Annotated in this window: 22 protein-coding genes; 13 read left to right on the top strand and 9 right to left on the bottom strand. The window is 60.1% G+C overall.

The genetic code is table 11. The features are described from left to right. Positions 1-124: 124 nt before the first annotated feature. Both Q1A34_RS01510 and Q1A34_RS01505 read left to right on the top strand, forming a co-directional pair. Positions 125-703, top strand: coding sequence for a YqaA family protein (locus Q1A34_RS01510; RefSeq protein ID WP_300029766.1), 579 nt, complete (start codon positions 125-127; stop codon positions 701-703). Next, entirely contained in the window at positions 700-1,158 is a 459-nt protein-coding gene (locus Q1A34_RS01505; RefSeq protein ID WP_300029764.1) for a disulfide bond formation protein B, read from the top strand. Before Q1A34_RS01510 ends, Q1A34_RS01505 begins: the two co-directional genes overlap by 4 nt. Here Q1A34_RS01505 and Q1A34_RS01500 read toward each other — a convergent pair. Beyond that, entirely contained in the window at positions 1,155-1,580 is a 426-nt protein-coding gene (locus tag Q1A34_RS01500) for an Lrp/AsnC family transcriptional regulator (protein WP_300029761.1), read from the bottom strand. The genes Q1A34_RS01505 and Q1A34_RS01500 overlap by 4 nt on opposite strands. Before the next feature lie 107 nt (positions 1,581-1,687). Between Q1A34_RS01500 and rocF the strand changes: the two genes are divergently transcribed. Together rocF and Q1A34_RS01490 are read left to right on the top strand one after the other, a co-directional pair. Beyond that, complete coding sequence (rocF, locus tag Q1A34_RS01495) at positions 1,688-2,608, top strand: arginase (RefSeq protein ID WP_300029758.1); 921 nt, start codon at positions 1,688-1,690, stop codon at positions 2,606-2,608. Positions 2,609-2,622: 14 nt separating this feature from the next. Continuing rightward, a complete protein-coding gene (locus Q1A34_RS01490) occupies positions 2,623-3,675 on the top strand; it encodes an ornithine cyclodeaminase (RefSeq protein ID WP_300029755.1) in 1,053 nt (350 codons plus the stop codon). Positions 3,676-3,750: 75 nt separating this feature from the next. On the opposite strand, the gene Q1A34_RS01485 is transcribed toward Q1A34_RS01490, so the two are convergent. Then, on the bottom strand, positions 3,751-4,923 hold the full coding sequence (locus tag Q1A34_RS01485; RefSeq protein ID WP_300029752.1) for an FAD-dependent monooxygenase: 1,173 nt from the start codon (positions 4,921-4,923) through the stop codon (positions 3,751-3,753). 67 nt (positions 4,924-4,990) lie between these two features. Next, positions 4,991-5,413, bottom strand: coding sequence for an RNA polymerase-binding protein DksA (gene dksA, locus Q1A34_RS01480; RefSeq protein WP_159976436.1), 423 nt, complete (start codon positions 5,411-5,413; stop codon positions 4,991-4,993). Between the two features lie 166 nt (positions 5,414-5,579). Between dksA and Q1A34_RS01475 the strand changes: the two genes are divergently transcribed. From Q1A34_RS01475 to Q1A34_RS01450, 6 genes are all read left to right on the top strand, one after another. After that, on the top strand, positions 5,580-6,419 hold the full coding sequence (locus Q1A34_RS01475; RefSeq protein WP_300029749.1) for a MoxR family ATPase: 840 nt from the start codon (positions 5,580-5,582) through the stop codon (positions 6,417-6,419). 103 nt (positions 6,420-6,522) lie between these two features. Then, a complete protein-coding gene (locus tag Q1A34_RS01470) occupies positions 6,523-6,978 on the top strand; it encodes a GNAT family N-acetyltransferase (RefSeq protein ID WP_300029747.1) in 456 nt (151 codons plus the stop codon). After that, positions 6,975-8,342, top strand: coding sequence for a DUF2927 domain-containing protein (locus tag Q1A34_RS01465; protein WP_300029744.1), 1,368 nt, complete (start codon positions 6,975-6,977; stop codon positions 8,340-8,342). Before Q1A34_RS01470 ends, Q1A34_RS01465 begins: the two co-directional genes overlap by 4 nt. A 47-nt stretch (positions 8,343-8,389) precedes the next feature. Then, entirely contained in the window at positions 8,390-8,557 is a 168-nt protein-coding gene (locus Q1A34_RS01460; protein ID WP_300029741.1) for an apolipoprotein acyltransferase, read from the top strand. 9 nt (positions 8,558-8,566) lie between these two features. Next, the gene (locus tag Q1A34_RS01455; protein WP_300029738.1) at positions 8,567-9,754 is read left to right on the top strand and encodes a VWA domain-containing protein; all 1,188 of its coding nucleotides are present in this window, start codon (positions 8,567-8,569) and stop codon (positions 9,752-9,754) included. Positions 9,755-9,804: 50 nt separating this feature from the next. After that, the gene (locus Q1A34_RS01450) at positions 9,805-10,497 is read left to right on the top strand and encodes a M48 family metalloprotease (RefSeq protein WP_300029735.1); all 693 of its coding nucleotides are present in this window, start codon (positions 9,805-9,807) and stop codon (positions 10,495-10,497) included. A gap of 7 nt (positions 10,498-10,504) precedes the next feature. On the opposite strand, the gene Q1A34_RS01445 is transcribed toward Q1A34_RS01450, so the two are convergent. The 4 genes from Q1A34_RS01445 to Q1A34_RS01430 all read right to left on the bottom strand — a co-directional run bounded on the left by Q1A34_RS01445 (position 10,505) and on the right by Q1A34_RS01430 (position 15,619). Continuing rightward, positions 10,505-11,044 carry an RSP_2648 family PIN domain-containing protein gene (locus tag Q1A34_RS01445; protein ID WP_300029732.1) on the bottom strand — a complete coding sequence of 180 codons (540 nt, stop codon included), beginning with the start codon at positions 11,042-11,044 and terminating at the stop codon, positions 10,505-10,507. Between the two features lie 3 nt (positions 11,045-11,047). Continuing rightward, a complete protein-coding gene (locus tag Q1A34_RS01440) occupies positions 11,048-12,271 on the bottom strand; it encodes an RSP_2647 family RNA methyltransferase (RefSeq protein WP_300029729.1) in 1,224 nt (407 codons plus the stop codon). A 292-nt stretch (positions 12,272-12,563) separates the two neighbouring features. Next, a complete protein-coding gene (locus Q1A34_RS01435; RefSeq protein ID WP_300029727.1) occupies positions 12,564-12,836 on the bottom strand; it encodes a hypothetical protein in 273 nt (90 codons plus the stop codon). Continuing rightward, positions 12,833-15,619 carry a glutamine-synthetase adenylyltransferase gene (locus tag Q1A34_RS01430; protein WP_300029724.1) on the bottom strand — a complete coding sequence of 929 codons (2,787 nt, stop codon included), beginning with the start codon at positions 15,617-15,619 and terminating at the stop codon, positions 12,833-12,835. The genes Q1A34_RS01435 and Q1A34_RS01430 overlap by 4 nt, the downstream gene beginning before the upstream one ends. Positions 15,620-15,863: 244 nt before the next feature. Between Q1A34_RS01430 and Q1A34_RS01425 the strand changes: the two genes are divergently transcribed. The 3 genes from Q1A34_RS01425 to Q1A34_RS01415 all read left to right on the top strand — a co-directional run bounded on the left by Q1A34_RS01425 (position 15,864) and on the right by Q1A34_RS01415 (position 17,672). After that, a complete protein-coding gene (locus Q1A34_RS01425) occupies positions 15,864-16,283 on the top strand; it encodes a DUF2852 domain-containing protein (protein WP_300029721.1) in 420 nt (139 codons plus the stop codon). A gap of 58 nt (positions 16,284-16,341) precedes the next feature. Continuing rightward, positions 16,342-16,782 (top strand): RDD family protein, encoded by a 441-nt coding sequence (locus Q1A34_RS01420; protein WP_300029718.1) that lies wholly within the window; start codon positions 16,342-16,344, stop codon positions 16,780-16,782. Positions 16,783-16,853: 71 nt separating this feature from the next. After that, positions 16,854-17,672, top strand: a complete 819-nt coding sequence (locus Q1A34_RS01415) for an arginyltransferase (protein WP_300029716.1) — start codon at positions 16,854-16,856, stop codon at positions 17,670-17,672. Positions 17,673-17,766: 94 nt separating this feature from the next. Here Q1A34_RS01415 and Q1A34_RS01410 read toward each other — a convergent pair whose 3' ends face one another. Together Q1A34_RS01410 and Q1A34_RS01405 are read right to left on the bottom strand one after the other, a co-directional pair. Then, a complete protein-coding gene (locus Q1A34_RS01410; RefSeq protein ID WP_300029714.1) occupies positions 17,767-18,270 on the bottom strand; it encodes a VPLPA-CTERM sorting domain-containing protein in 504 nt (167 codons plus the stop codon). A gap of 276 nt (positions 18,271-18,546) precedes the next feature. After that, positions 18,547-19,395 carry a response regulator gene (locus tag Q1A34_RS01405; RefSeq protein ID WP_300029711.1) on the bottom strand — a complete coding sequence of 283 codons (849 nt, stop codon included), beginning with the start codon at positions 19,393-19,395 and terminating at the stop codon, positions 18,547-18,549. Positions 19,396-19,580 lie beyond the last annotated feature (185 nt).

Here is a 19,580-nt window from a genome sequence, read left to right as displayed (position 1 = left end):
GCCCCTGCCGATTACACCGCCCCTGCCTGCCGGGCAAGTATATTCCCCGAAAATTGTATCCTGCGTCTTGACCCCCTGTCGTGCATCTGGTCTGCGGTAGCGCATACAATCTGACGGAACACAGATGCTACGCAGGCTTTACGACTGGACCCTCAGCATGGTCGAACACCGCCACGCCCTCTGGGTGCTGGCCTTCGTGAGTTTCATAGAAAGCTCTGTCTTTCCGATCCCGCCGGATGTTCTGATGATCCCGATGATCCTCGCTCGACCCTCCCGCGCCTGGCTGATTGCCGGTGTCGCACTGGTTGCATCTGTGCTGGGGGGCATTGCGGGATATGCCATCGGCGCATTCGCCTTTGAGACCATCGGCCAGCCCATTCTGGAAAGTCTGGGCAAAGCTGACAGTATGGCCGAGTTCAATACCCGGTTTAATGATCTGGGCTTTTGGGCCGTCCTCGCCGCTGGCGTGACCCCCTTTCCCTACAAGGTCATTACAATCATGTCGGGCTGGACCGGTATGCCGCTGGCCACATTCATCGCCACGTCCATTCTGGCCCGTGGCATCCGGTTTTTCCTCGTTGCTCTGCTGCTGTGGAAATACGGCGCACCGATCCGGGACTTCATTGAAAGACGCCTCGGGCTTATGTTCACCCTGTTTGTGCTGCTTCTTGCAGGTGGCTTTTACGTTCTGAGGTTCCTGTGACCGGTAAACAGGCTCTTGTGCTCGCAACCCTTGGCTCTGCCACCCTCATGGCGGGGGCTCTCGCTTTTCAGTATCTGGGCGGATTGCCACCTTGCAAAATGTGCTACTGGCAACGTTATCCGCATGTGGCGGCGGTGGCCATCGGCGCACTTGCGCTGGCCACATCCCAGCGCTTTCTGTGCCTTATCGGGGCCGTTGCGGCGCTGACCACCTCTGCCATCGGCCTTTTTCACGCCGGTGTGGAACAGGGGTTCTGGGAAGGTCCCACCTCCTGCACCTCCTCCCCAATTGACGGGCTGTCCGCGGATGAGTTGTTTGACCAGATCATGGCCGCCCCGATTGTGCGCTGTGATGAAATCCCCTGGGAGCTTCTCGGCCTCAGTATGGCCGGCTGGAATGGTGTAGTATCACTTGGACTGGGTCTTTTGTGGATCCTTGCCTGGCGTCGGGCCTAGGTCGCTTTCCGCGTTGACAGCAACAGACTGGTTTCGCTCGCCGTGACGCCTTCCAACTGCCGGATGGCCGTCAGCTGACGGTCAAAATCCTCCAGCGTGGCCGTCCCGATCTCGGTAATGACATCCCACCTTCCGTTGGTGGACCAGACATGGCGCACCTCCGGGCGGCTTTTCAGCTGCCGGATAATCCGCTCCGTGCCGCGCCCTTCAATCGCGATCATCATCAGACCGCGCACAGGGTCCTGTACCTGATCGCTTTTCAGGACAACCGTGAAACCCAGTACGTCTCCCTCCGCCTGCAGACGGGCCAGCCTGCTGCGTACCGTGGCCCGGGAGACGCCCAGCCGTGAAGCCAGTTCTGACAGCGGCGCACGCGCATCATATCTGAGCACAGCAATCAGTCTGCTATCCATTTCGTCCATATCTGTCGCCCATACTGATCAATGATGTATCATTATGTTCAAAATGACGGATTGTCGATGATCCAATCCGATCACTATTCTGTGCCAGACCCAAACCGGAGACTGATATGACCACTCAAAACTGTATTCTGATTGGCGCGCCTGTGGATTGCGGAAAGCGCCGGACCGGGTGCCTGATGGGCCCCGATGCCTACCGGACGGCGGGCCTTGTCGCAGCTCTGGAAGACCTCGGCCACAGTGTCGAAGACCGTGGGAACCTGTCTCCAAATCCGTTCACCGCGCCATCCCATCCAAAACTGCATGCGCCCGCAGAGACCATTGCCTGGACAGAGGCCCTGGCCGAAGCCGCGGCAGCGGCACTGCCCGATGGTCTGCCGATTTTTCTGGGCGGCGATCATGCGCTGTCGCTGGGCACTGTGGCCGGAGCGATGCAGCACGCCGCGACATCTGGCCGCCCGCTGTTCGTCCTGTGGCTGGATGCGCACAGCGATTTTCACACGCCCGACAGCACAGACAGCGGCAATCTGCACGGTACACCGCTGGGCTATGTGACGGGGCGGCCAGGGTTTGAAGGCTTCCCGGTTATCGAAAACGCCCTGCCCCACGAAAATGTCGCCATCATCGGTCTGCGGTCGGTTGATCCCCAGGAGCGCGATGCCCTGCAGGAAACGCGCATTCAACGTGTCGACATGCGCGAAATTGACGAAAATGGCATCGCCCGCCCTCTGGGCCGCTTTCTGGACCGGGTGGCCGCCGCCGGTGGTATGCTGCATGTTTCGCTGGACGTGGACTTCCTTGATCCTTCTGTCGCCCCGGCGGTCGGCACAACCGTGCCCGGAGGTGCCACCGTCCGGGAAGCACATCTGGTCATGGAAATGCTGCACGACAGCGGGCTGATGACATCGCTCGATCTGGTCGAGCTTAACCCTTTTCTTGACGAGCGCGGGCGCACCGCTCAGGTCATGGTCGATCTGGCCGCCTCGGCTCTGGGTCGCCGCGTCTTTGACCGGCCGACCCGCGCATACTGATCAGGAGACAGACTATGACAATCCCCGCCCCCTCAGACAAAGCTCTGGTCCCCTTTGTTTCTGTCGATCACATGATGCAGCTCATCCACCACATCGGGTTGGAAGACATGATGCGCGGCATCGCCGAATACATCGAGGCCGATTTCCGACGCTGGCAACTGTTCGACAAGACGCCCCGCGTGGCCAGTCACTCGGCTGAGGGTGTCATCGAACTGATGCCGACATCCGACGGCGAGGTGTACGGGTTCAAATACGTCAACGGTCACCCGAAAAACACCGCCGAGGGGCTGCAGACTGTCACCGCTTTTGGACTGCTGGCTGATGTGGCCTCCGGCTACCCGGTGCTGCTGTCTGAAATGACCATGCTGACTGCGTTGCGCACGGCCGCAACCTCCGCGCTGGTGGCAAGGCTGCTGGCCCCTGCGGGTGCATCAACCATGGCAATGATCGGCAACGGCGCCCAGTCCGAATTCCAGAGCCTTGCGATGAAAGCAATCTGCGGGATCAGCGAAGTACGCCTTTTTGATACGGATCCGGCTGCGACCCGGAAATGCGCCGCGAACCTGCAGGGCCAGGGTCTGACGGTGACCATCTGCCAGTCGCCCGAAGACGCCATTCTGGGCGCACAGATCATCACTACCTGCACGGCCGACAAACAGAATGCAAAGATCCTGACAGACAATATGATCGGTGCAGGCGTACACATCAACGCCATCGGTGGCGACTGCCCGGGCAAAACAGAACTGGCCCCCGAAATCCTGCACCGCTCTGATATCTTTGTGGAGTTCCCGGAACAGACCCGCATCGAGGGGGAAATTCAGCAACTTGCAGATGACCACCCGGTGAGCGAAATCTGGCAGGTTCTCACAGGCCAGGTTCCGGGCCGGGTTTCGGACCGTCAGATCACGCTTTTTGACTCCGTAGGCTTCGCCATCGAAGACTTCAGCGCTCTTCGGTACGTGCGCGACCAGATCCGTACGGCAGGTCTGTGCCACATGCTGGACATGCTCGCCGACCCGGATGATCCGCGCGATCTCTTCGGCATGCTCCAGCGCGCAGAGCCCTGAGCCTGGCCGTTCCGGGCCTGCCCGGAACCAGGACGTCGTATGCGCGCAGCCCGCAGGGGTGCGCGCGCCGCCGGATCACAGCGGATGGGTTTGCGTGACATCATGTCCATAGAGCCAGGCAAACCGGCGCATCATCAGGCCGGGTGCGGCACGGCTGCCCAGCGACAGGGCGAGATGCGCCGCCGCGCGGGCAGGCCCCGGTACCATATGATAGCGGCGGGCATTGGCATTCGCTTCGTTGATCGCACGCACAACGCGGGCACGTCTTGCAGGCTGATATGCGGCAAGGCCGCTCTCTCCCACAGCGCAGGCCGCCAGTACCCAGGCGTCTTCCAGTGCCATATTCGCGCCCTGCGCCAGAAATGGAAGTGTCGGGTGCGCAGCATCCCCCAGCAGGGCAACGCCATCCCGCACCCAGGTTTCCGCGACAGGATGTCGGAACAGCCCCCAGAGGCTGGTGTTCTGCACCTGTGACAAAAGTTCACCCGCTGCGCCGCCGAATTCCGCAAAAGCAGCACGCAGGTTTTCAGGATCGTCCGGGTGGTGCCAGCCTTCATCTGCCCAGGCCGCGCGTTCCTGCACCGCCACCAGGTTCATCATCCCGCCACCACGGATCGGGTAGCTCACGACATGTTTTCCCGGGCCCATGGTGACACGTGCCACAGCTTCTGCCGCACCGGGTGCCGGTACCAGGGCCCGCCAGGCCACCTGCCCCGTAAATGCAGCCTCGGGCGCGTTCCACACAGCCGGGCGTCCTGCTGAATGAATGCCGTCTGCGCAGACAATGAGCTCGGACCTCATGACCGACCCATCTGCAAAACTTACCTCTGGCAACGCGCCGGGTGTGATGCGCACGGCCCGGCGGTTCATTTCGACAGAAACGTTTTGATGACGCGCCGCACGTGCCAGAAGCCGGATCAGATCAGCGCGATGTACAAACAGATACTCGCCGTTCTTCTGCCGGGCCAGATCAAGTCTGGCGACCTGACGACCCTCGCGGAAATCTTCCATGACAACAGCCCGGGCGGGAACAGCCCCGAGCCGCCGCAACGGATCGCCCAGCCCCAGCGCTTTGAGAACCACAAGACCGTTAGGGCTGATCTGCAGACCTGCTCCCACTTCGGATATTTCTGCTGCCTGCTCCACCAGCGTGACGGCAACACCGCGCAGTGCCAGGGCTGCAGCGCACGCCAGCCCGCCGATGCCAGCGCCGATTACAACAGCATTTTTTGCCAGTCTCTGTGCCATTTTCCAAAACAAAAGCGCCGGACATCAGATGCCGGCGCTTTCCCTGAAGTTTCTTTTGCCGCCAGAATCAGTCGTCGCGGTGAACCTTTTCACGGCGCTCATGACGCTCCTGCGCCTCCAGGCTCATCGTTGCAATCGGGCGCGCGTCCAGGCGTTTGAGCGAAATAGGCTCGCCCGTCACGCTGCAATAGCCGAATTCGCCTTCTTCGATCCGGCGCAGCGCACCGTCGATCTTGCTGACCAGCTTGCGCTGGCGGTCGCGGGTACGCAATTCAAGCGCGCGGTCGGTTTCCTCTGAGGCGCGATCCGCGACGTCGGGAATGTTCCGGGTGCCGTCCTGCAGACCTTCGATTGTGTCCCGGCTGCCTGCAAGTAACTCTGCCCGCCAGTTCAGAAGTTTGCGCCGGAAATACTCGACCTGGCGCTCATTCATAAATGGTTCATCTTCGGCCGGACGGTAGTCATCCGGCAGGAAAAGTTCCTGCTTCATCTGCTTCCCCTCAACGTGGCTAACGTTATCCATCTGCACATGTCCCCTGGGTCAGGTGCCCCTGCGGATGCAGATAGCGCAGCGATGCAGGATTGTCACTACACAATCCGGTACAAACACGGTTAAAAGCGTCATGAAAAGTGCTTACTAAAGGGTTGACAACAGCATGAAATTCCAGGGAACGGCAGAGTATATTGCAACGGATGACCTGACAATCGCGGTTAACGCGGCTGTGACACTGGAACGGCCCTTGCTCGTTAAAGGCGAACCCGGCACAGGCAAGACGGAACTGGCCCGCCAGGTGGCCGGTGCGCTTGGCACCCCCATGATCGAATGGAACATCAAATCGACCACCCGGGCCCAGCAGGGCCTGTACGAATATGACGCCGTCAGCCGCCTGCGTGACAGCCAGCTGGGGGATGAGCGGGTGCATGATGTGGCCAATTACATCCGCAAAGGAAAGCTCTGGCAGGCGTTTGACGCGGACGAAAAGGTTGTTCTGCTGATTGATGAGATCGACAAGGCAGATATCGAATTCCCGAACGATCTGCTGCAGGAGCTCGATAAGATGGAGTTCTTTGTCTACGAGACCGGCGAGACGGTCCGGGCAAAACACCGGCCGATTGTGATCATTACCTCCAACAACGAGAAAGAGCTGCCGGATGCCTTTCTCAGGCGGTGCTTTTTCCATTATATCCGGTTTCCCGATATCGAAACCCTGCGCCGCATTGTCGAAGTACATCACCCCGGCATCAAGGACGCGCTGCTGACCACTGCGCTGACACAGTTCTTTGAGATCCGCGACCAGCAGGGGCTCAGAAAAAAGCCCTCGACCTCCGAGGTTCTGGACTGGCTGAAACTGCTTCTCGCAGAAGATATGACAGCCGAAGACCTGAAGGCGGGGGGAGCGAATTCGCTGCCGAAACTGCACGGTGCGCTGCTCAAAAACGAGCAGGATGTGCATCTGTTTGAACGGCTGGCCTTCCTCGCACGCAGCGGCCGCTAGACAAAACGCCTGCTGCACGGCTACACTCTGCTCAACGGCGACACAGAGCGCCGCATTTTTGACCCGTGGCGTAAGATCGCGGGCAGAGGCACATGGGCAGAATATGACACAGAAACCAGCAGTCGTGGTGCGTGCACTGCATGCGACCGACAAGGCGCAATGGTCCGCTCTCTGGACCGGATACCTTGCGTTTTACGAAACCTCGCGACCACAGGAGATCCACGATCTTTATTTTGAGCGTCTGCTGGGGAATGATCCGCAGGATTTCAACGGGCTGGTCGCCGAGGCTGATGGCCGCCTTGTGGGCCTGACCCACTACCTTTTTCACCGGCACGGCTGGTCGGCAGAAAACACCTGCTATCTGCAGGATCTCTATGCAGACCCACAGGTCCGCGGGCTCGGGGTCGGACGCGCGCTGATCGAAGGCGTGTACAGGGCTGCCGACGACGCGGGGGCTCCATCCGCCTACTGGCTGACCCAGGATTTCAACGCCGAGGCCCGCAGGCTCTATGACCGGATCGGTGTCAAAACACCTTTCATAAAGTACAGCCGCGCGTGAACCGGCGCGCTGTCCTCCCGCTGATCATGCTGCTGTCGGCCTGTGTCCCGGCCGGTGATATCCAGCAACCTTCCCGCGCGGCGGTTCAGGAACCCGCCCTGCCCCCGATGAAAACCTTTGGGCTGCAGCCCCGGCCCGCAACGGCACCGCACGCCAACACGGATCTGGTACGCGATTTCATGCAGCTGACTTTCCAGATGGAAAGCGGCCGTATCCTGAGCACTTTTACGCGCTTTGACGGGCCCGTTACGGTGCGCGTGACCGGCGATCCGCCCCCCACACTGCGCGCAGATCTGCGCGACCTGATCGCCCGCCTGCGGAATGAGGCGGACATCCCCATCAGCCTGACGACGGAAGTTGAAGCCAACATCACGGTGCAGGCCGTCTCGCGCCGCGCCATCCGGCAGGTGCTGCCGCAGGCTGCGTGCTTTGTCGCCCCCAATGTTTCCTCTATCCGCGAATACCGTTCGGCCAGACGCGCGCCCAAAACCAACTGGTCGCAGCTGCGCAAACGCGAAAAAATTGCAATCTTCATTCCAAACGATTCCAGCCCTCAGGAGGTGCGCGACTGCCTGCATGAGGAGCTGGCCCAGGCCCTGGGTCCCCTCAATGATCTTTACCGGCTGCCGGACTCCGTCTTCAACGATGACAATGTCCATACGGTTCTGACTGGTTTTGACATGCTGATGTTGCGGGCCACATACGCTCCCGAACTGAAAAACGGTATGAGCCGTCAGGAGGTTGCAGACCGCCTGCCCGCTGTGTTCCGGCGTCTGAACCGAGGCGGAAACCGCCCCGGCACAGGCCCGGCCAGTCCGACACCGCAGGAATGGCGGGATGCGGTTCAGACCGCGCTTGGCCCGGGCGCTGGCCTGCGTGAACGGCAGGGTGCCGCGGATCAGGCATTGCGCATTGCCATTCGCGCAGGCTGGACAGACAACCGCCGCGCCTTTTCGCACTATGCCAGAGCCCGTCTCTTGCAGGCCACCGACGGGGCCGCGGCCAAGCAGCAATATGCCGAGGCTGACCGTTTTTACGCCATGTCCCCGCGCACCCGGCTGCACCGCGCCTATGTGGCAACGCAGCTGGCCGCCTATGCACTGTCAGAAGGCAACCCTTCACAGGCGATAGACCTGGTGACACCGCATCTGGACGCCGCCCGCGCGTCCCAGAATGCCTCCCTTCTGGCCACGCTGGAACTGCTCCGGGCCGAAGCGCTCTTGCAGGAGGGGCGCGTCACAGAGGCGCGGGCAGTCAGGCTGGACAGTCTGGGGTGGGCGCGATACGGGTTCGGCGCCGACTGGGTGGTGCGCGCGAAACTGCGCGAGATCGCATCCCTGACGGGCGACAACGAACCAGCCTGAGCACCGCCGGCTTGGCGGGCATCAGGTGAAACCGCTGGAGACGGGCCATGATCGTGATTATCGGAGCACTGCTGGGCGCAGTGATCGGCGGAATGACAGCCGCCAGACGCAAGGGTAATCGGATGGATATCGCACAATACGCCACCGGCTATGCAATTGCCTTTTCCATTGTCGCGATGATCCTGACCGTTCTTCTGGACCGGTTCCTTTTTTAAGGCCTGACCGTGTTTCTTCCGTTTTTCGAGGCGCTGCGCCGCCAGACGGTTCCTGTCTCTCTCAGGGAATTCCTCGCTTTTCTTGAGGCGATGAAAGCTGGTCTGGTCACCTACGAGATGGAAGGATTTTACTATCTGGCCCGCGCAATACTGGTCAAAGACGAACGCAACATAGACAAGTTTGACCGGGCGTTTGCCGCTGCTTTTTCCGGTCTTGAGAACATCACCGCCGATCAGGTTCTGGAAGCTGTGGATATTCCGCGCGAATGGCTCGAGAAAATGGCCGAAAAGCATCTGTCGGACGCTGAAAAAGCCGAAATTGAAGCCCTTGGGGGCTTTGATAAGCTCATGGAAACCCTCAGGAAACGTCTCGAAGAGCAACAGGGCCGCCACCAGGGTGGCAACAAATGGGTTGGTACTGCCGGCGCCTCTCCCTTTGGCGCATATGGCTACAACCCCGAAGGGGTCCGCATTGGCCAGGACACATCCCGGCATCAGAGTGCGGTCAAGGTCTGGGACAAGCGCGAGTTCCGCAATCTCGATGACACGGTCGAACTTGGCACGCGCAACATCAAGGTCGCGCTGAAACGTTTGCGCCGCTGGGCGCGTGATGGCGCGAACGACGAGTTGGACCTCAATGGCACCATCCGCGCCACCGCCGAGCACGGGTATCTCGATGTCAAAACGCGCCCCGAGCGGCGCAATGCCGTTAAGGTTTTGCTGTTTCTGGATGTCGGAGGGTCAATGGACCCGCACATCCGCGTGCTGGAAGAGCTTTTTTCCGCCGCGCGGGCCGAGTTCAAGCACATGGAATACTTCTATTTCCACAACTGTCTCTACGAAGGGGTCTGGCGCGATAACCGGCGTCGCTGGAACGAACAGATCCCAACACACGAAGTGCTGCGCACCTACGGATCTGATTACAAATGTATTTTCGTCGGCGACGCCTCGATGTCTCCCTATGAGGTCGCATATCCCGGAGGCGCTTCAGAGCACTGGAACGAAGAAAGCGGCGCCACCTGGCTGGCACGCGCGCGCGATCAGTGGCCGTCGGTCCTGTGGATCAATCCGGTGCCGGAAAAGTACTGGGCCTATACACAGTCCATCGCGATGATACAGGAAGTGATGGGCCCGGACGCCATGGTGCCGATGACGCTTGAAGGGTTGTCGCGGGGGATGCGCGCACTGACGCGCTGATTGCTGCCCGCACCCTTGCCGCGGGTGTCTCTGGCCCCCATATTCCAGCTATGCTCAAGTTTACCCCGATCCTGCTCGCTATACTCTATGGCCTGGCGATGTACCGCTTCTCTGCCTGGCGCACGGCGCGGGAGCTCGACGCGCGCTCGACCGAGCTGGCAGATCCTATGTTGCGCACGTTGATGGACCGGATGGCGGCCGCGCTGGAGATCGAGCGGATCAAGGTTCACATCTATGAGATTGAACCGGTGAACGGACTGGCCGCACCGGATGGGCGTATCTTTATAACACGCGGATTCTACAACAAATTCCGGCAGGGTGAAGTGTCTGCTGACGAAATGGCCAGCGTCATCGCGCATGAGCTGGGTCACGTTGCCCTGGGTCATTCCCGGCGGCGCATGATCGATTTTTCCGGTCAGAATGCTCTGCGCACAGCACTGGCAATGGTTCTGGGGCGGTTTCTGCCGGGCGTCGGCGTGATGGTCGCGGGAGCACTGACGTCGTTGCTGGCCGCACGTCTGTCCCGCAGCGATGAATATGAAGCGGATGCCTATGCAGCGGCTCTTCTGAGCAAATCCGGCATCGGTGTCGAGGCGCAGAAATCGCTGTTTCGCAAGCTTGAGGACCTGACCCGACAGCGTGGCGGAGCAGCGCCCGCCTGGATGATGAGCCACCCCAAAACCGCTGACAGAATAGCTGCTCTCGAAGCGCTGGAAGCAAAGTGGGCCGTCAAAGCGCCATAGTGACCGCTCAGCCCAGGGCTTTCGCCAGCCGTGGCAGGCGCGCCTTTTTCAGCAGGGGGCGCAATTCCCAATCCTGACCGGACAGGCGGCGTGCTGTCTGCAAAACGCCGTTTGCGCCCGCAGACACGGCCTCCGGATCGCTCAGCCATACCGTCATCAGAAAACCGTCAGGGTCCACACGGTCCAGACCCTCCTCGGCCAGCGTTCCTTTTGGAAAATCTTTTTTATTCAATGTCATAATAGCGTCTGCTGATGCGGATACAGCGGCGGCAAAAACATGTATGTCATCCGCATCCGGCAACCACAGCCGGTGTAACAGGGCCTCAGGGGGTGTCACTTCGCATCCCGGCCAGGCGGCGCGCAACAGCGCGATCTCGCTGCGCGCCTGAGCTTCGCCTTCAGGGCCCAGCTTTACCGCAGCCCGTGCCCATTCTTCCAGGATACGGGGCGACCAGACCGGCTCAAACGCGCCCCTGCGCGCAACACTCAGAACGATCTCCCGCATCACCGTCGGGTAAAGCACGCAGGTATCGATCAGAATTTTCATGCCTCAGAGTGCAAAAAAGAGCGACTTTAGGTAACCGCTTTCGGCAAGCTGCGGCAGCTGTGGGTGGTCGGGTCCGGCAAAGCCGGTGTGGATTATGGAGGGCCTGCGCCCTGCCCGGCCAATCCCGCGGACACTGGCGGCGCGAAAAGATGGCAGATCTGCCGCATGAGAGCAGGAGCAGAGCCCAAGGATGCCGTTTTCAGCGACAAGCGGTGCGGCCAGCCGCGCGATGCGCTCATAAGCGCGCAGACCGGCCTCGAGCGCCGGTTTCGCCGGCGCAAAGGCCGGCGGGTCACAGATGACCATATCAAAACGTGCGCCCTCTTCACCGAGTGCAGCGAGCACTTCAAATGCATCACCCTGCCGCGTCTCGAAGCGCCCGGCCATGTGCATCTTTTCCGCGCCCTGCGATGCCAGCGCAAGAGCCGGTGTCGACGCGTCTACCGCCAGAGCCGTTTTTGCCCCGGCTGCGAGCGCTGCCAGAGAGAACCCGCCCACATGGCTGAAAACATCCAGAACGCGCGCATTCTTTGCCAGACCGGCCGCAAAAGCATGGTTGGGCCGCTGATCAAAAAAGAGACCTGTTTTCTGCCCGCCCAGCAAATCGGCCATGTAAACAGCGCCGTTCATATGGACCGCAATCGGCTCCGCAGGTGCCGTTCCAGTCAGAACATCAGAAACATCATCAAGCCCTTCCAGGGATCGTGTCCGGCCTCCGGCATTTTTGATAACCGTCTTGCAGCCGGTTACAGACACCAGTGCGGCAACCAGGGACGACAGCAGATTTTCCGCCCAGGCGGCATTGGGCTGCAGGACGCAGGTGTCGCCAAACCGGTCAACGATCACGCCGGGCAGTCCGTCCGCCTCTGCATGCACCAGACGGTAGAATGGCTCATCAAAGCATTGTTCGCGCAGCTTCAGAGCCCGCTCCAGGCGGGCTGCAAACCAGGCCTCGTCAAGCTTTGCTTCCGGATCCCGGTCAAGCATCCGGCAAATGATCCGCGACAATGAGTTCACCGCCACCAGCCCCAGTGGTCGACGGGCGTCATCCTCCAGCCGCGCCAGAGTTCCGGGTGCGAGCTTTTTCGTCCGCCGGTCGGTCACCAGTTCGTTGGCATAGACCCAGGGAAACCCGTGACGGATTGCGCGGGCATTGGCCTTTGGGCGCAGCCGTACAACGGGCTGATCATTCGGGGATGTGTGTTCATCAGAAAGGGGCGTTGTCATAGCGCCCCCTCTACCTGCATCCGGATGATGATAAAAGCTCAAAGCCTAGAGCAGGCCAGTTGCGCGAGTTTTCAGCGTGCCGCTTTACCCAGTCGCACCCTGCAGGTGCCAGCGCTGGCAACAGCAACGGCCGGTCTGAAAACGGCCAGCGCAAAAGCAGACCAGTTTTGAGATGTTTCACAGTGTCGTGCCATGCCTGCTGAACACTGGTTCTGTTTCATCTCCCCGGACAGGCAGGACAGCAGACGGAGTTATCGCGGGCTTTCAGCCATTTGTGCCGGATACAGTGTGGTCAGTTACGGGGGCGCGAACGCCATCCGCCCCGCCTGCGGGGGGCCGCCATACCTGTCAGCCCTTCGGTCATCACTTCGGTCATAGGGTGATCAGGGTACGTGCCACCATACTGGTCGATCAGCACGCGCAGGGTTGCACCCGTATCCCGCTCCATTGGAAGGCTCAGCGCCCAGTCGAGGAAAATAGACCTGCATTCGGCTTTGGAAATATCCTCGATCCGGTATGCCTCAAAGATCAGGCCTTTGGGATCGTGCTCGTCGCCTTTGATCATGTCCTGTCCTCCGCACGCCAGCGCGACAGCGCTGTGTCCATCACGGCCTCGCTCTGGCGAATGGTGCTCTGCAATCGCTCTTCGAGCCCTTTCAGGCTGTCCTCCTGTGTCGTTCTGAGCAGGAAAGCCTGCGCTGACGGCCCCAGTTCCGCCGGATCAGTGACCGTTTCCGACAAAAGCCGCATTGCCAGCGTCAGCGCGTGGTAGAGCGTTATCGCTTCGGTCAGCACCTGCGCCCCGGAATCGTCCAGCAACCCGGCCGCCACCGCATGGCTGAGACCATCGGAACTGTCCGCCTCTCCGCAGATCAGCGCGCCGGCCTGGATGATGAGTTCAATCTCCTGCAGACGGCCAGGGCCGGTTTTGACATCCCAGACGGACGCGGGTGGCTTTGCAGCCCTGATGCGGTCACACATGGCCGCAACTTCACGTCCGACTTCTGCAATATCGCGGCCACGGCCGAGCAGCGAACGCCGAAAGTCCTCCGCATCCCTGGCAAGATCTCCGGGACCGGCAATGACAGCCGCGCGTGTCAGGGCGAGATGCTCCCAGACCCAGGCCTCTTCCTGCTGGTAGCTGCGAAAAGACTGCCAGCTTGTGGCGACCGGCCCCTGGTTGCCGGAGGGCCGCAGGCGCATATCCACTTCGTAAAGCCGCCCCTGCGACATCGGCGCGGTCAGTGCCGTGATCAGCGCCTGCGTCAGACGGGCATAATAAGGCCGTGTTGCCAGCGGCTTTGTGCCTTCAGAGTATTCACTGTCCAGCGGGTCATAGATAACGATCAGATCAAGGTCAGAGCCCGCATTCAGCCGCCCCGCCCCAAGAGACCCCATCCCCAGAACAACAGCACCTCGTCCCGGCGGTGTGCCATGACGCTTTGAAAACTGCGCCACGACACGCGGCCAGATTACCCGGACCACGGATCCGGCCAGATCCGCATACTGGCGCCCGGCCTCTGCGACTGTGATCAGCCCGCGCAGCAGATGCACCCCGATCCGAAAATGCCATTCCCGCGTCCAGCGACGCGTGGCATCCAGCGCTGTCTCATAGTCGGCCTCGTTTTGCAGAACCTGGTTCAGCGACGTTTCAAGCCCGCCGGGACCGGGCCAGTCTGCAAAAAAGCCCCCCCCGATCACAGCGTCAAAAACACCGGCATTCCGCGACAGATACTGTGCCAGCGCCGGGGATGTCCCGATTATATCAATCAACAGATCCAGCAGTTGCGGATTGGCTTCCAGCAGTGAAAACAGCTGCACCCCGGCGGGCAGTCCGGCGAGAAACCCGTCAAACGCATTCAGGGCGTCCTCTGGCCGGGCGGTGCCTGAGAGCCTTGCCAGGAGATCAGGTTGCAGCCGGTTAAATATCTCGCGGCTGCGTTCGCTTCGCAGCGCAGGATAGCTCAGCCAGCGCGTCACAGTTTCTGACCCGATCAGATCCGGCGCACAGGCAGCGGTGTCCTCACGCGCAGGCGCGAAAAACCCTTCGGTCAGCTCATGCACTTCCGCCAGCCGGTTGTGTATGTCCGACAGCATCTCCTGTGGGTCGAGGTCCATCATGGCCGCCAGCCGGGCAAATCCTTCGTCCGTGGCGGGCAACGCATGGGTCTGGGCATCATTTATCATCTGCAGACGGTGCTCTACCGTCCGGTGCGCCACATAGTGATCGGCAAGCGTATCGGCAGTATCCGGATCAACCCAGCCCTTTTCAGCCAGAACGGCCAGACCCGGGCGGGTACCACGCACACGCAGATCCGGGTCACGACCGCCGGCAATCAACTGGCGGGTCTGTGTGAAAAATTCGATTTCGCGGATGCCCCCGCGCCCCAGTTTCATATTATGGCCCGGCAGCGTGATCGGCCCGCCAAGCCCTTTGTGCGCGCGGATCGCCAGCCGCATGTCGTGGGCGTCCTGGATGGCTGCAAAATCGAGGTGGCGCCGCCAGACAAAGGGCGTCAGGGATTTCAGGAACCGCGCACCCGCATCCCTGTCGCCTGCCACCGCATGTGCCTTGATATAAGCGGCCCGCTCCCAGGTGCGGCCCAGGCTTTCATAATAGCGTTCAGCGGCCTCCATCGACATGCACACGGGCGTGACAGCCGGATCAGGCCGCAGACGCAGGTCGGTCCGGAAAACATAGCCCTCGCCTGTCAGCTCGCTGAGCGTGGCAGACATCGCCCGTGTCGCCCGGACAAAGGCCGCGCGGGCGTCATGAAAATCATCCGGATCAACGCGGGTTTCATCAAACAGGCAGATCAGATCGATGTCAGAAGAATAGTTGAGCTCCCCCGCCCCCATCTTGCCCATGGCCAGCACACACATGCCTGCAGCGTCATGCACATCATCAGCGGTCATTCCCGGCAGTTTGCCACGGCGGATCTGAATGGCAATTCCAGAGCGCAATGCAGCCTCACATGCGACTGTGGCAAATTCCGTCAGCGTGCCTGTAACGGTGTCCAGCGCCCAGGCCCCACCCAGATCCGCAAGCCCGGTCAGCAGTGCAATACGCCGTTTGGCCTGGCGGAGCCTGACCGCGAGGTCTCCGGCCTCCCAGTCGGCCGCATCGCGCAGCACATCCGCAACGGCCAGCGACGGGTCGTCCAGCGCCGCTTCCAGCCAGGGCGCCTCTTTACCAATCAGGCCCGCGATATACGGGCTGCACCCCGCCGCACCGGCGATCAGGTCCGCCGCCTGGCTATCCAGACCGGCAAAATGCACCAGCGCTTCCCGCCCGCGGTCAGGGTCAAAGGGGCGCGGGCAGCGCGTCAGCTGAGAAGTGAGTTTCATACCTCAGATGTCGCCTGCACGAAGACTGAGGTCAATGGGGATGCTGTTTTATGCCCTATTCAGGCAGCAAGCGTTCAAAAAATACCCCTTCAAGCACATGATAAAAAACGGTTATTGCGGAAAATGTAAAAAACATTCACATTTCCTCTTGCGCAACCGGCAAACTGACACAATCTTATCAATGTGAAAGGCATTCACATCCGGAACCCCGGAGACACCGCAACCCGCACTGAAAGGCACAGAAATGACGACTTTATCCGAAACCTCAAATGTATCGTCCCAGCCCGGCTGGTTTGCACGCGCCGAGCACTGGCTCGATGACAAGGGCAAAGGCGCATGGATCGCCGCGATGGTCCTTGGCTTTATTTTCTTCTGGCCGGTTGGCCTCGCCCTTCTCTTATACATGATCTGGAGCAAACGCATGTTCTCAAAATCCTGCCGTACCCCCGCCCGTTACATGAGCAATTCCATGCGCGCGATGCGCCCCTCCGGCAACTCTGCCTTTGACGCCTACAAGGCAGATACCCTGCGCCGCCTTGAAGACGAGCAGGAAAAATTCGAAGCCTTCTTGGAACGTCTGCGCGATGCCAAGGACAAGGCCGAGTTCGACCAGTTCATGAATGACCGCGCTGAACCTGCCGGAAACAAAGGCGCCGAAGCCTGATCCATCTAGGGGTGCCCCTGTCACGGGGGCGCCCGCAACTGCACCGGAAAGAACCGATATGAACGCCCTGCCCGACCCGCAAACACAGCCTGAATTTTACACGGATGTACCGCTCAAGCGCCTGATGGCCTGGGTGGTCGACGCACTTGTAACGCTCATCGGTTGTATCGTCATTTTGCCTTTCACCGCGTTCACGGGCCTCTTTTTCTTTCCCTTGTTGTTTTTGCTGGTGGGCTTTGGCTACCGCACGGCCACAATTGCCGGCGGTTCTGCCACCTGGGGTATGCGTCTTTTCGCCATCGAGCTGCGACGTCCTGACGGCACGCAGCTCGATGCCGGCGGCGCGTTTGCCCATACTCTGGGGTACACGCTGAGCTGGTTTATCCCGGTATTTCAGCTGATTTCTGTTGTAATGATGGCCAGCACCGAGCGCGGTCAGGGCCTGAGTGATCACGTGCTGGGAACCGTTATGCTGAACCGCCGGGCGCTGCGGGCATAAACCTCTAAAGTTGCGCTTGGCGGCAGCCGCGCGTCTTGGTATCGTGGCTGCAACCAGAATACCGGAATCCCATGCGCCACACGCTGCCTATTGCGCCCCAGTTCTACGTGACGGCCCCGCAGCCCTGCCCCTATCTGGAAGGGCGCATGGAGCGGAAGCTGTTTACAGCACTGCAGGGCGAAAGTGCCGACAAGCTGAACGACAGCCTGTCCCAGCAGGGATTCAGGCGGTCACAGAACGTGCTTTATCGTCCGTCCTGTGCTGAATGTTCGGCCTGTCTGTCCGCGCGTATCAGCGTGGAAGACTTCAAACCGTCCCGCAGTCAGCGCCGTACGGCCGCCCGGAATTCAGACATTGCACGCCGCGCAACATCGCCCTGGGCGTCCGAAGAACAGTATGAGCTTTTCAGGTCTTATCTGGACAGCCGCCATGCGGACGGTGGCATGGCCGATATGGATGTATTCGAATTTGCCGCCATGATCGAAGAGACGCCCATCCGCAGCCGTGTCGTTGAATACAGTAACACGGATGAGAAAAGCCTGATCGGCGTCAGCCTGACAGATGTCCTGACCGACGGGCTGAGCATGGTATATTCTTTCTACGCGCCGGACATGGCGCGCCGGTCACTTGGCACATGGATGATCCTGGATCACATCGACATCGCCCGTGAAGCTGGATTGCCCTATGTCTACCTTGGCTACTGGGTGCCCGGCAGCCAGAAAATGGGCTACAAATCCCGGTTTTCCGGTCTTGAGGTCTATGCGGGCGGTCAGTGGCAGAAAATGCGCGATCCCGAAAAGTTCAATGCGGATATGCATCCGCTGTCGACGGACCCGATCGCCGAACAGGTGGCAAATATTCACCTGCCGGATACCCGACCCGTCCGCTGAAATAACAGATCTGCGGCACGGTCTGCCCCCACAGTACAAACGAAAAAACCCGCGCCTTTCGGAGCGGGTTTTCTTTTTCTGTGGTGAAAACCTGTCAGGTATTCTTGCGGCGTCCCATAACGCCCAGAGCGCCAAGACCGGCAATCAGCAGCGGCATGCCTGCGGGAAGCGGCACAACCGTGGCTGCCGGCGTTGCAGCCGAAGTCGACCAGAAAGCACCACCGCTTGTAAAGCCGGGCGCAAAAGCCGATACCTTGAGGTCGATGCTGGTGGTCACACCCGCCATCAGCGCGATAACCGCCGAGCCGGTAAAGTGGTCGCCAGACAGGCCTGTTGTATCCCAGGCCACGTCCTCGCCATCAACAACGAGGGAAAATTCATCGCCAACGATAAAACCGTCTGTGGCCGTAAACGTGATGAAGGAGTTTTCGGCTACGGTAACATCCAGCGTCGCGTCACCATTGAAGAAAACCTCAGTGGACCCTCCCCATGAAAAACTTCCGGAGTCCGGCGCGGCCGGATCAATTGTAGCTGCCTGTGCCGCAGCTCCGACCGTCAGACCGGCCACAAGCATCGTCGCTTTAATAAAAGAATTCATTATCTCACCCTTGGTTTGCACTCACTTGGACACAAACAATTCCTGCGCCTTTCTGTCTACTGAAACCTTGCGTTATTGATTAAAAATCAGCGCTTTATGGTTAACAGAAAAATTTTCATCTTCCGGTTGGAAACAATCCTCCACTTGCTGAAAACCTGTCGCCAGAGTGTGGATAATGGATCCGCCTTTTCAACCGCAGGTCACCGAATAACGGCCGTCTGCGCAGAAGGGTAGAATCACCCTGTGCGGCCCTGACCTGCGCCGTTTCGCGTGATGCTAAGGCTTTTTCGAAAACAGCCTGGCCTTTGGCGGTTTCACCGGTTGCTGCTTCAGAACGACAGACTTTTCCGCGGGCCGGTCAGCCCAGACAGGCGAAAGCGCCGCGCTGAGCTCTGCCACGACCGGGACCGGCCGATCCAGTACGTCGCGCACTCCTTCGCTCTGCATTGCCACAGTGCTGAGTTGCCTGTCCTGTGCCAGAGATTCCAGATCGGTGAAGAACTCTTCCATACGGCTGCAGGACTCTTCAATTTCCGCCAGCCTGTCTTCGGTTGTTGTCTCGTCTGTTGCGGTTCTCAGCTGGCTCAGCTGCCGGGTCATGCGGAGCAGCATCGGGCGGACTTCTTCGCTGCAGGCACGGGCAAAAGAAGTCAGAACCGTTTCCACAGACCGTGTTTCCGAATTGGCCAGGCTCACAGCAGAATTCAGCCGCGTCTTTTCCAGCGCATTCAGGGTCGCGCGCTCCAGCGCATTGCTGTTCAGATTGTCCTTGTCGATGTAATCGGCAAACCCCGTGCGCAAGGCTTCAAGCGCCACTTCGGCCTTGTCGTTGCCCGAGATCATGATCATGGCAGCGTGACGGTTGAACCTGTGCAGCCGGACCGCGGGCAGCAGCGACATGCCATTGGCACCCGCGAGGTTCAGATCCACAAAGATGATGTCAAACCGGTCACGGTCCAGCGCGTGGTGGAATTCCTCTACCGTGCTCACGTCATGCAATACGAAATCAAGACCGGTGCTCTGGGCAAGCCGGGCAATTCGTCTGCGGTCAAAGGCATTGTCATCCACAATCAACGCACTGATGACGTTGTGAGGTGCTTTTCGTACGGCGTTCGACTGTCGCATAACACTCCTCCCCGGAACTGTCCCCCAATGGAACGGACGTTATGCGGGTCGGCGTAAACGATCTCTTAACCCGCCGGCGCGAGTTACATCAGCTTTTAGGCAATCGCGACGTATCACGAACAATACCCCCGGTGGTGTCGGCGGCCACAGACGAATGAGGGGGCCAGCGGCCCCCTCTCCTTTTA

Origin of the sequence: uncultured Roseobacter sp. (genome assembly GCF_947491795.1) — a bacterium.
Taxonomy (GTDB): Bacteria; Pseudomonadota; Alphaproteobacteria; order Rhodobacterales; family Rhodobacteraceae; genus Roseobacter.
The sequence above is the reverse complement of the archived record's forward strand: the minus strand, read 5'-3'. Positions and strand labels throughout refer to the sequence as shown.

Excerpts from the sequence above, each read along its gene's own strand:
- Q1A34_RS01425 (WP_300029721.1), top strand. The coding sequence starts at position 15,864 with ATGACGACTTTATCCGAAACCTCAAATGTATCGTCCCAGCCCGGCTGG.
- Q1A34_RS01475 (WP_300029749.1), top strand. The coding sequence starts at position 5,580 with ATGAAATTCCAGGGAACGGCAGAGTATATTGCAACGGATGACCTGACA.
- Q1A34_RS01485 (WP_300029752.1), bottom strand. The coding sequence starts at position 4,923 with ATGGCACAGAGACTGGCAAAAAATGCTGTTGTAATCGGCGCTGGCATC.
- Q1A34_RS01410 (WP_300029714.1), bottom strand. The coding sequence starts at position 18,270 with ATGAATTCTTTTATTAAAGCGACGATGCTTGTGGCCGGTCTGACGGTC.
- Q1A34_RS01490 (WP_300029755.1), top strand. The coding sequence starts at position 2,623 with ATGACAATCCCCGCCCCCTCAGACAAAGCTCTGGTCCCCTTTGTTTCT.
- Q1A34_RS01420 (WP_300029718.1), top strand. The coding sequence starts at position 16,342 with ATGAACGCCCTGCCCGACCCGCAAACACAGCCTGAATTTTACACGGAT.
- Q1A34_RS01435 (WP_300029727.1), bottom strand. The coding sequence starts at position 12,836 with ATGATCAAAGGCGACGAGCACGATCCCAAAGGCCTGATCTTTGAGGCA.
- Q1A34_RS01450 (WP_300029735.1), top strand. The coding sequence starts at position 9,805 with ATGCTCAAGTTTACCCCGATCCTGCTCGCTATACTCTATGGCCTGGCG.
- Q1A34_RS01460 (WP_300029741.1), top strand. The coding sequence starts at position 8,390 with ATGATCGTGATTATCGGAGCACTGCTGGGCGCAGTGATCGGCGGAATG.
- Q1A34_RS01430 (WP_300029724.1), bottom strand. The coding sequence starts at position 15,619 with ATGAAACTCACTTCTCAGCTGACGCGCTGCCCGCGCCCCTTTGACCCT.
- rocF (WP_300029758.1), top strand. The coding sequence starts at position 1,688 with ATGACCACTCAAAACTGTATTCTGATTGGCGCGCCTGTGGATTGCGGA.
- Q1A34_RS01440 (WP_300029729.1), bottom strand. The coding sequence starts at position 12,271 with ATGACAACGCCCCTTTCTGATGAACACACATCCCCGAATGATCAGCCC.
- Q1A34_RS01445 (WP_300029732.1), bottom strand. The coding sequence starts at position 11,044 with ATGAAAATTCTGATCGATACCTGCGTGCTTTACCCGACGGTGATGCGG.
- Q1A34_RS01405 (WP_300029711.1), bottom strand. The coding sequence starts at position 19,395 with ATGCGACAGTCGAACGCCGTACGAAAAGCACCTCACAACGTCATCAGT.
- Q1A34_RS01470 (WP_300029747.1), top strand. The coding sequence starts at position 6,523 with ATGACACAGAAACCAGCAGTCGTGGTGCGTGCACTGCATGCGACCGAC.
- Q1A34_RS01415 (WP_300029716.1), top strand. The coding sequence starts at position 16,854 with ATGCGCCACACGCTGCCTATTGCGCCCCAGTTCTACGTGACGGCCCCG.
- dksA (WP_159976436.1), bottom strand. The coding sequence starts at position 5,413 with ATGAAGCAGGAACTTTTCCTGCCGGATGACTACCGTCCGGCCGAAGAT.
- Q1A34_RS01500 (WP_300029761.1), bottom strand. The coding sequence starts at position 1,580 with ATGGACGAAATGGATAGCAGACTGATTGCTGTGCTCAGATATGATGCG.
- Q1A34_RS01510 (WP_300029766.1), top strand. The coding sequence starts at position 125 with ATGCTACGCAGGCTTTACGACTGGACCCTCAGCATGGTCGAACACCGC.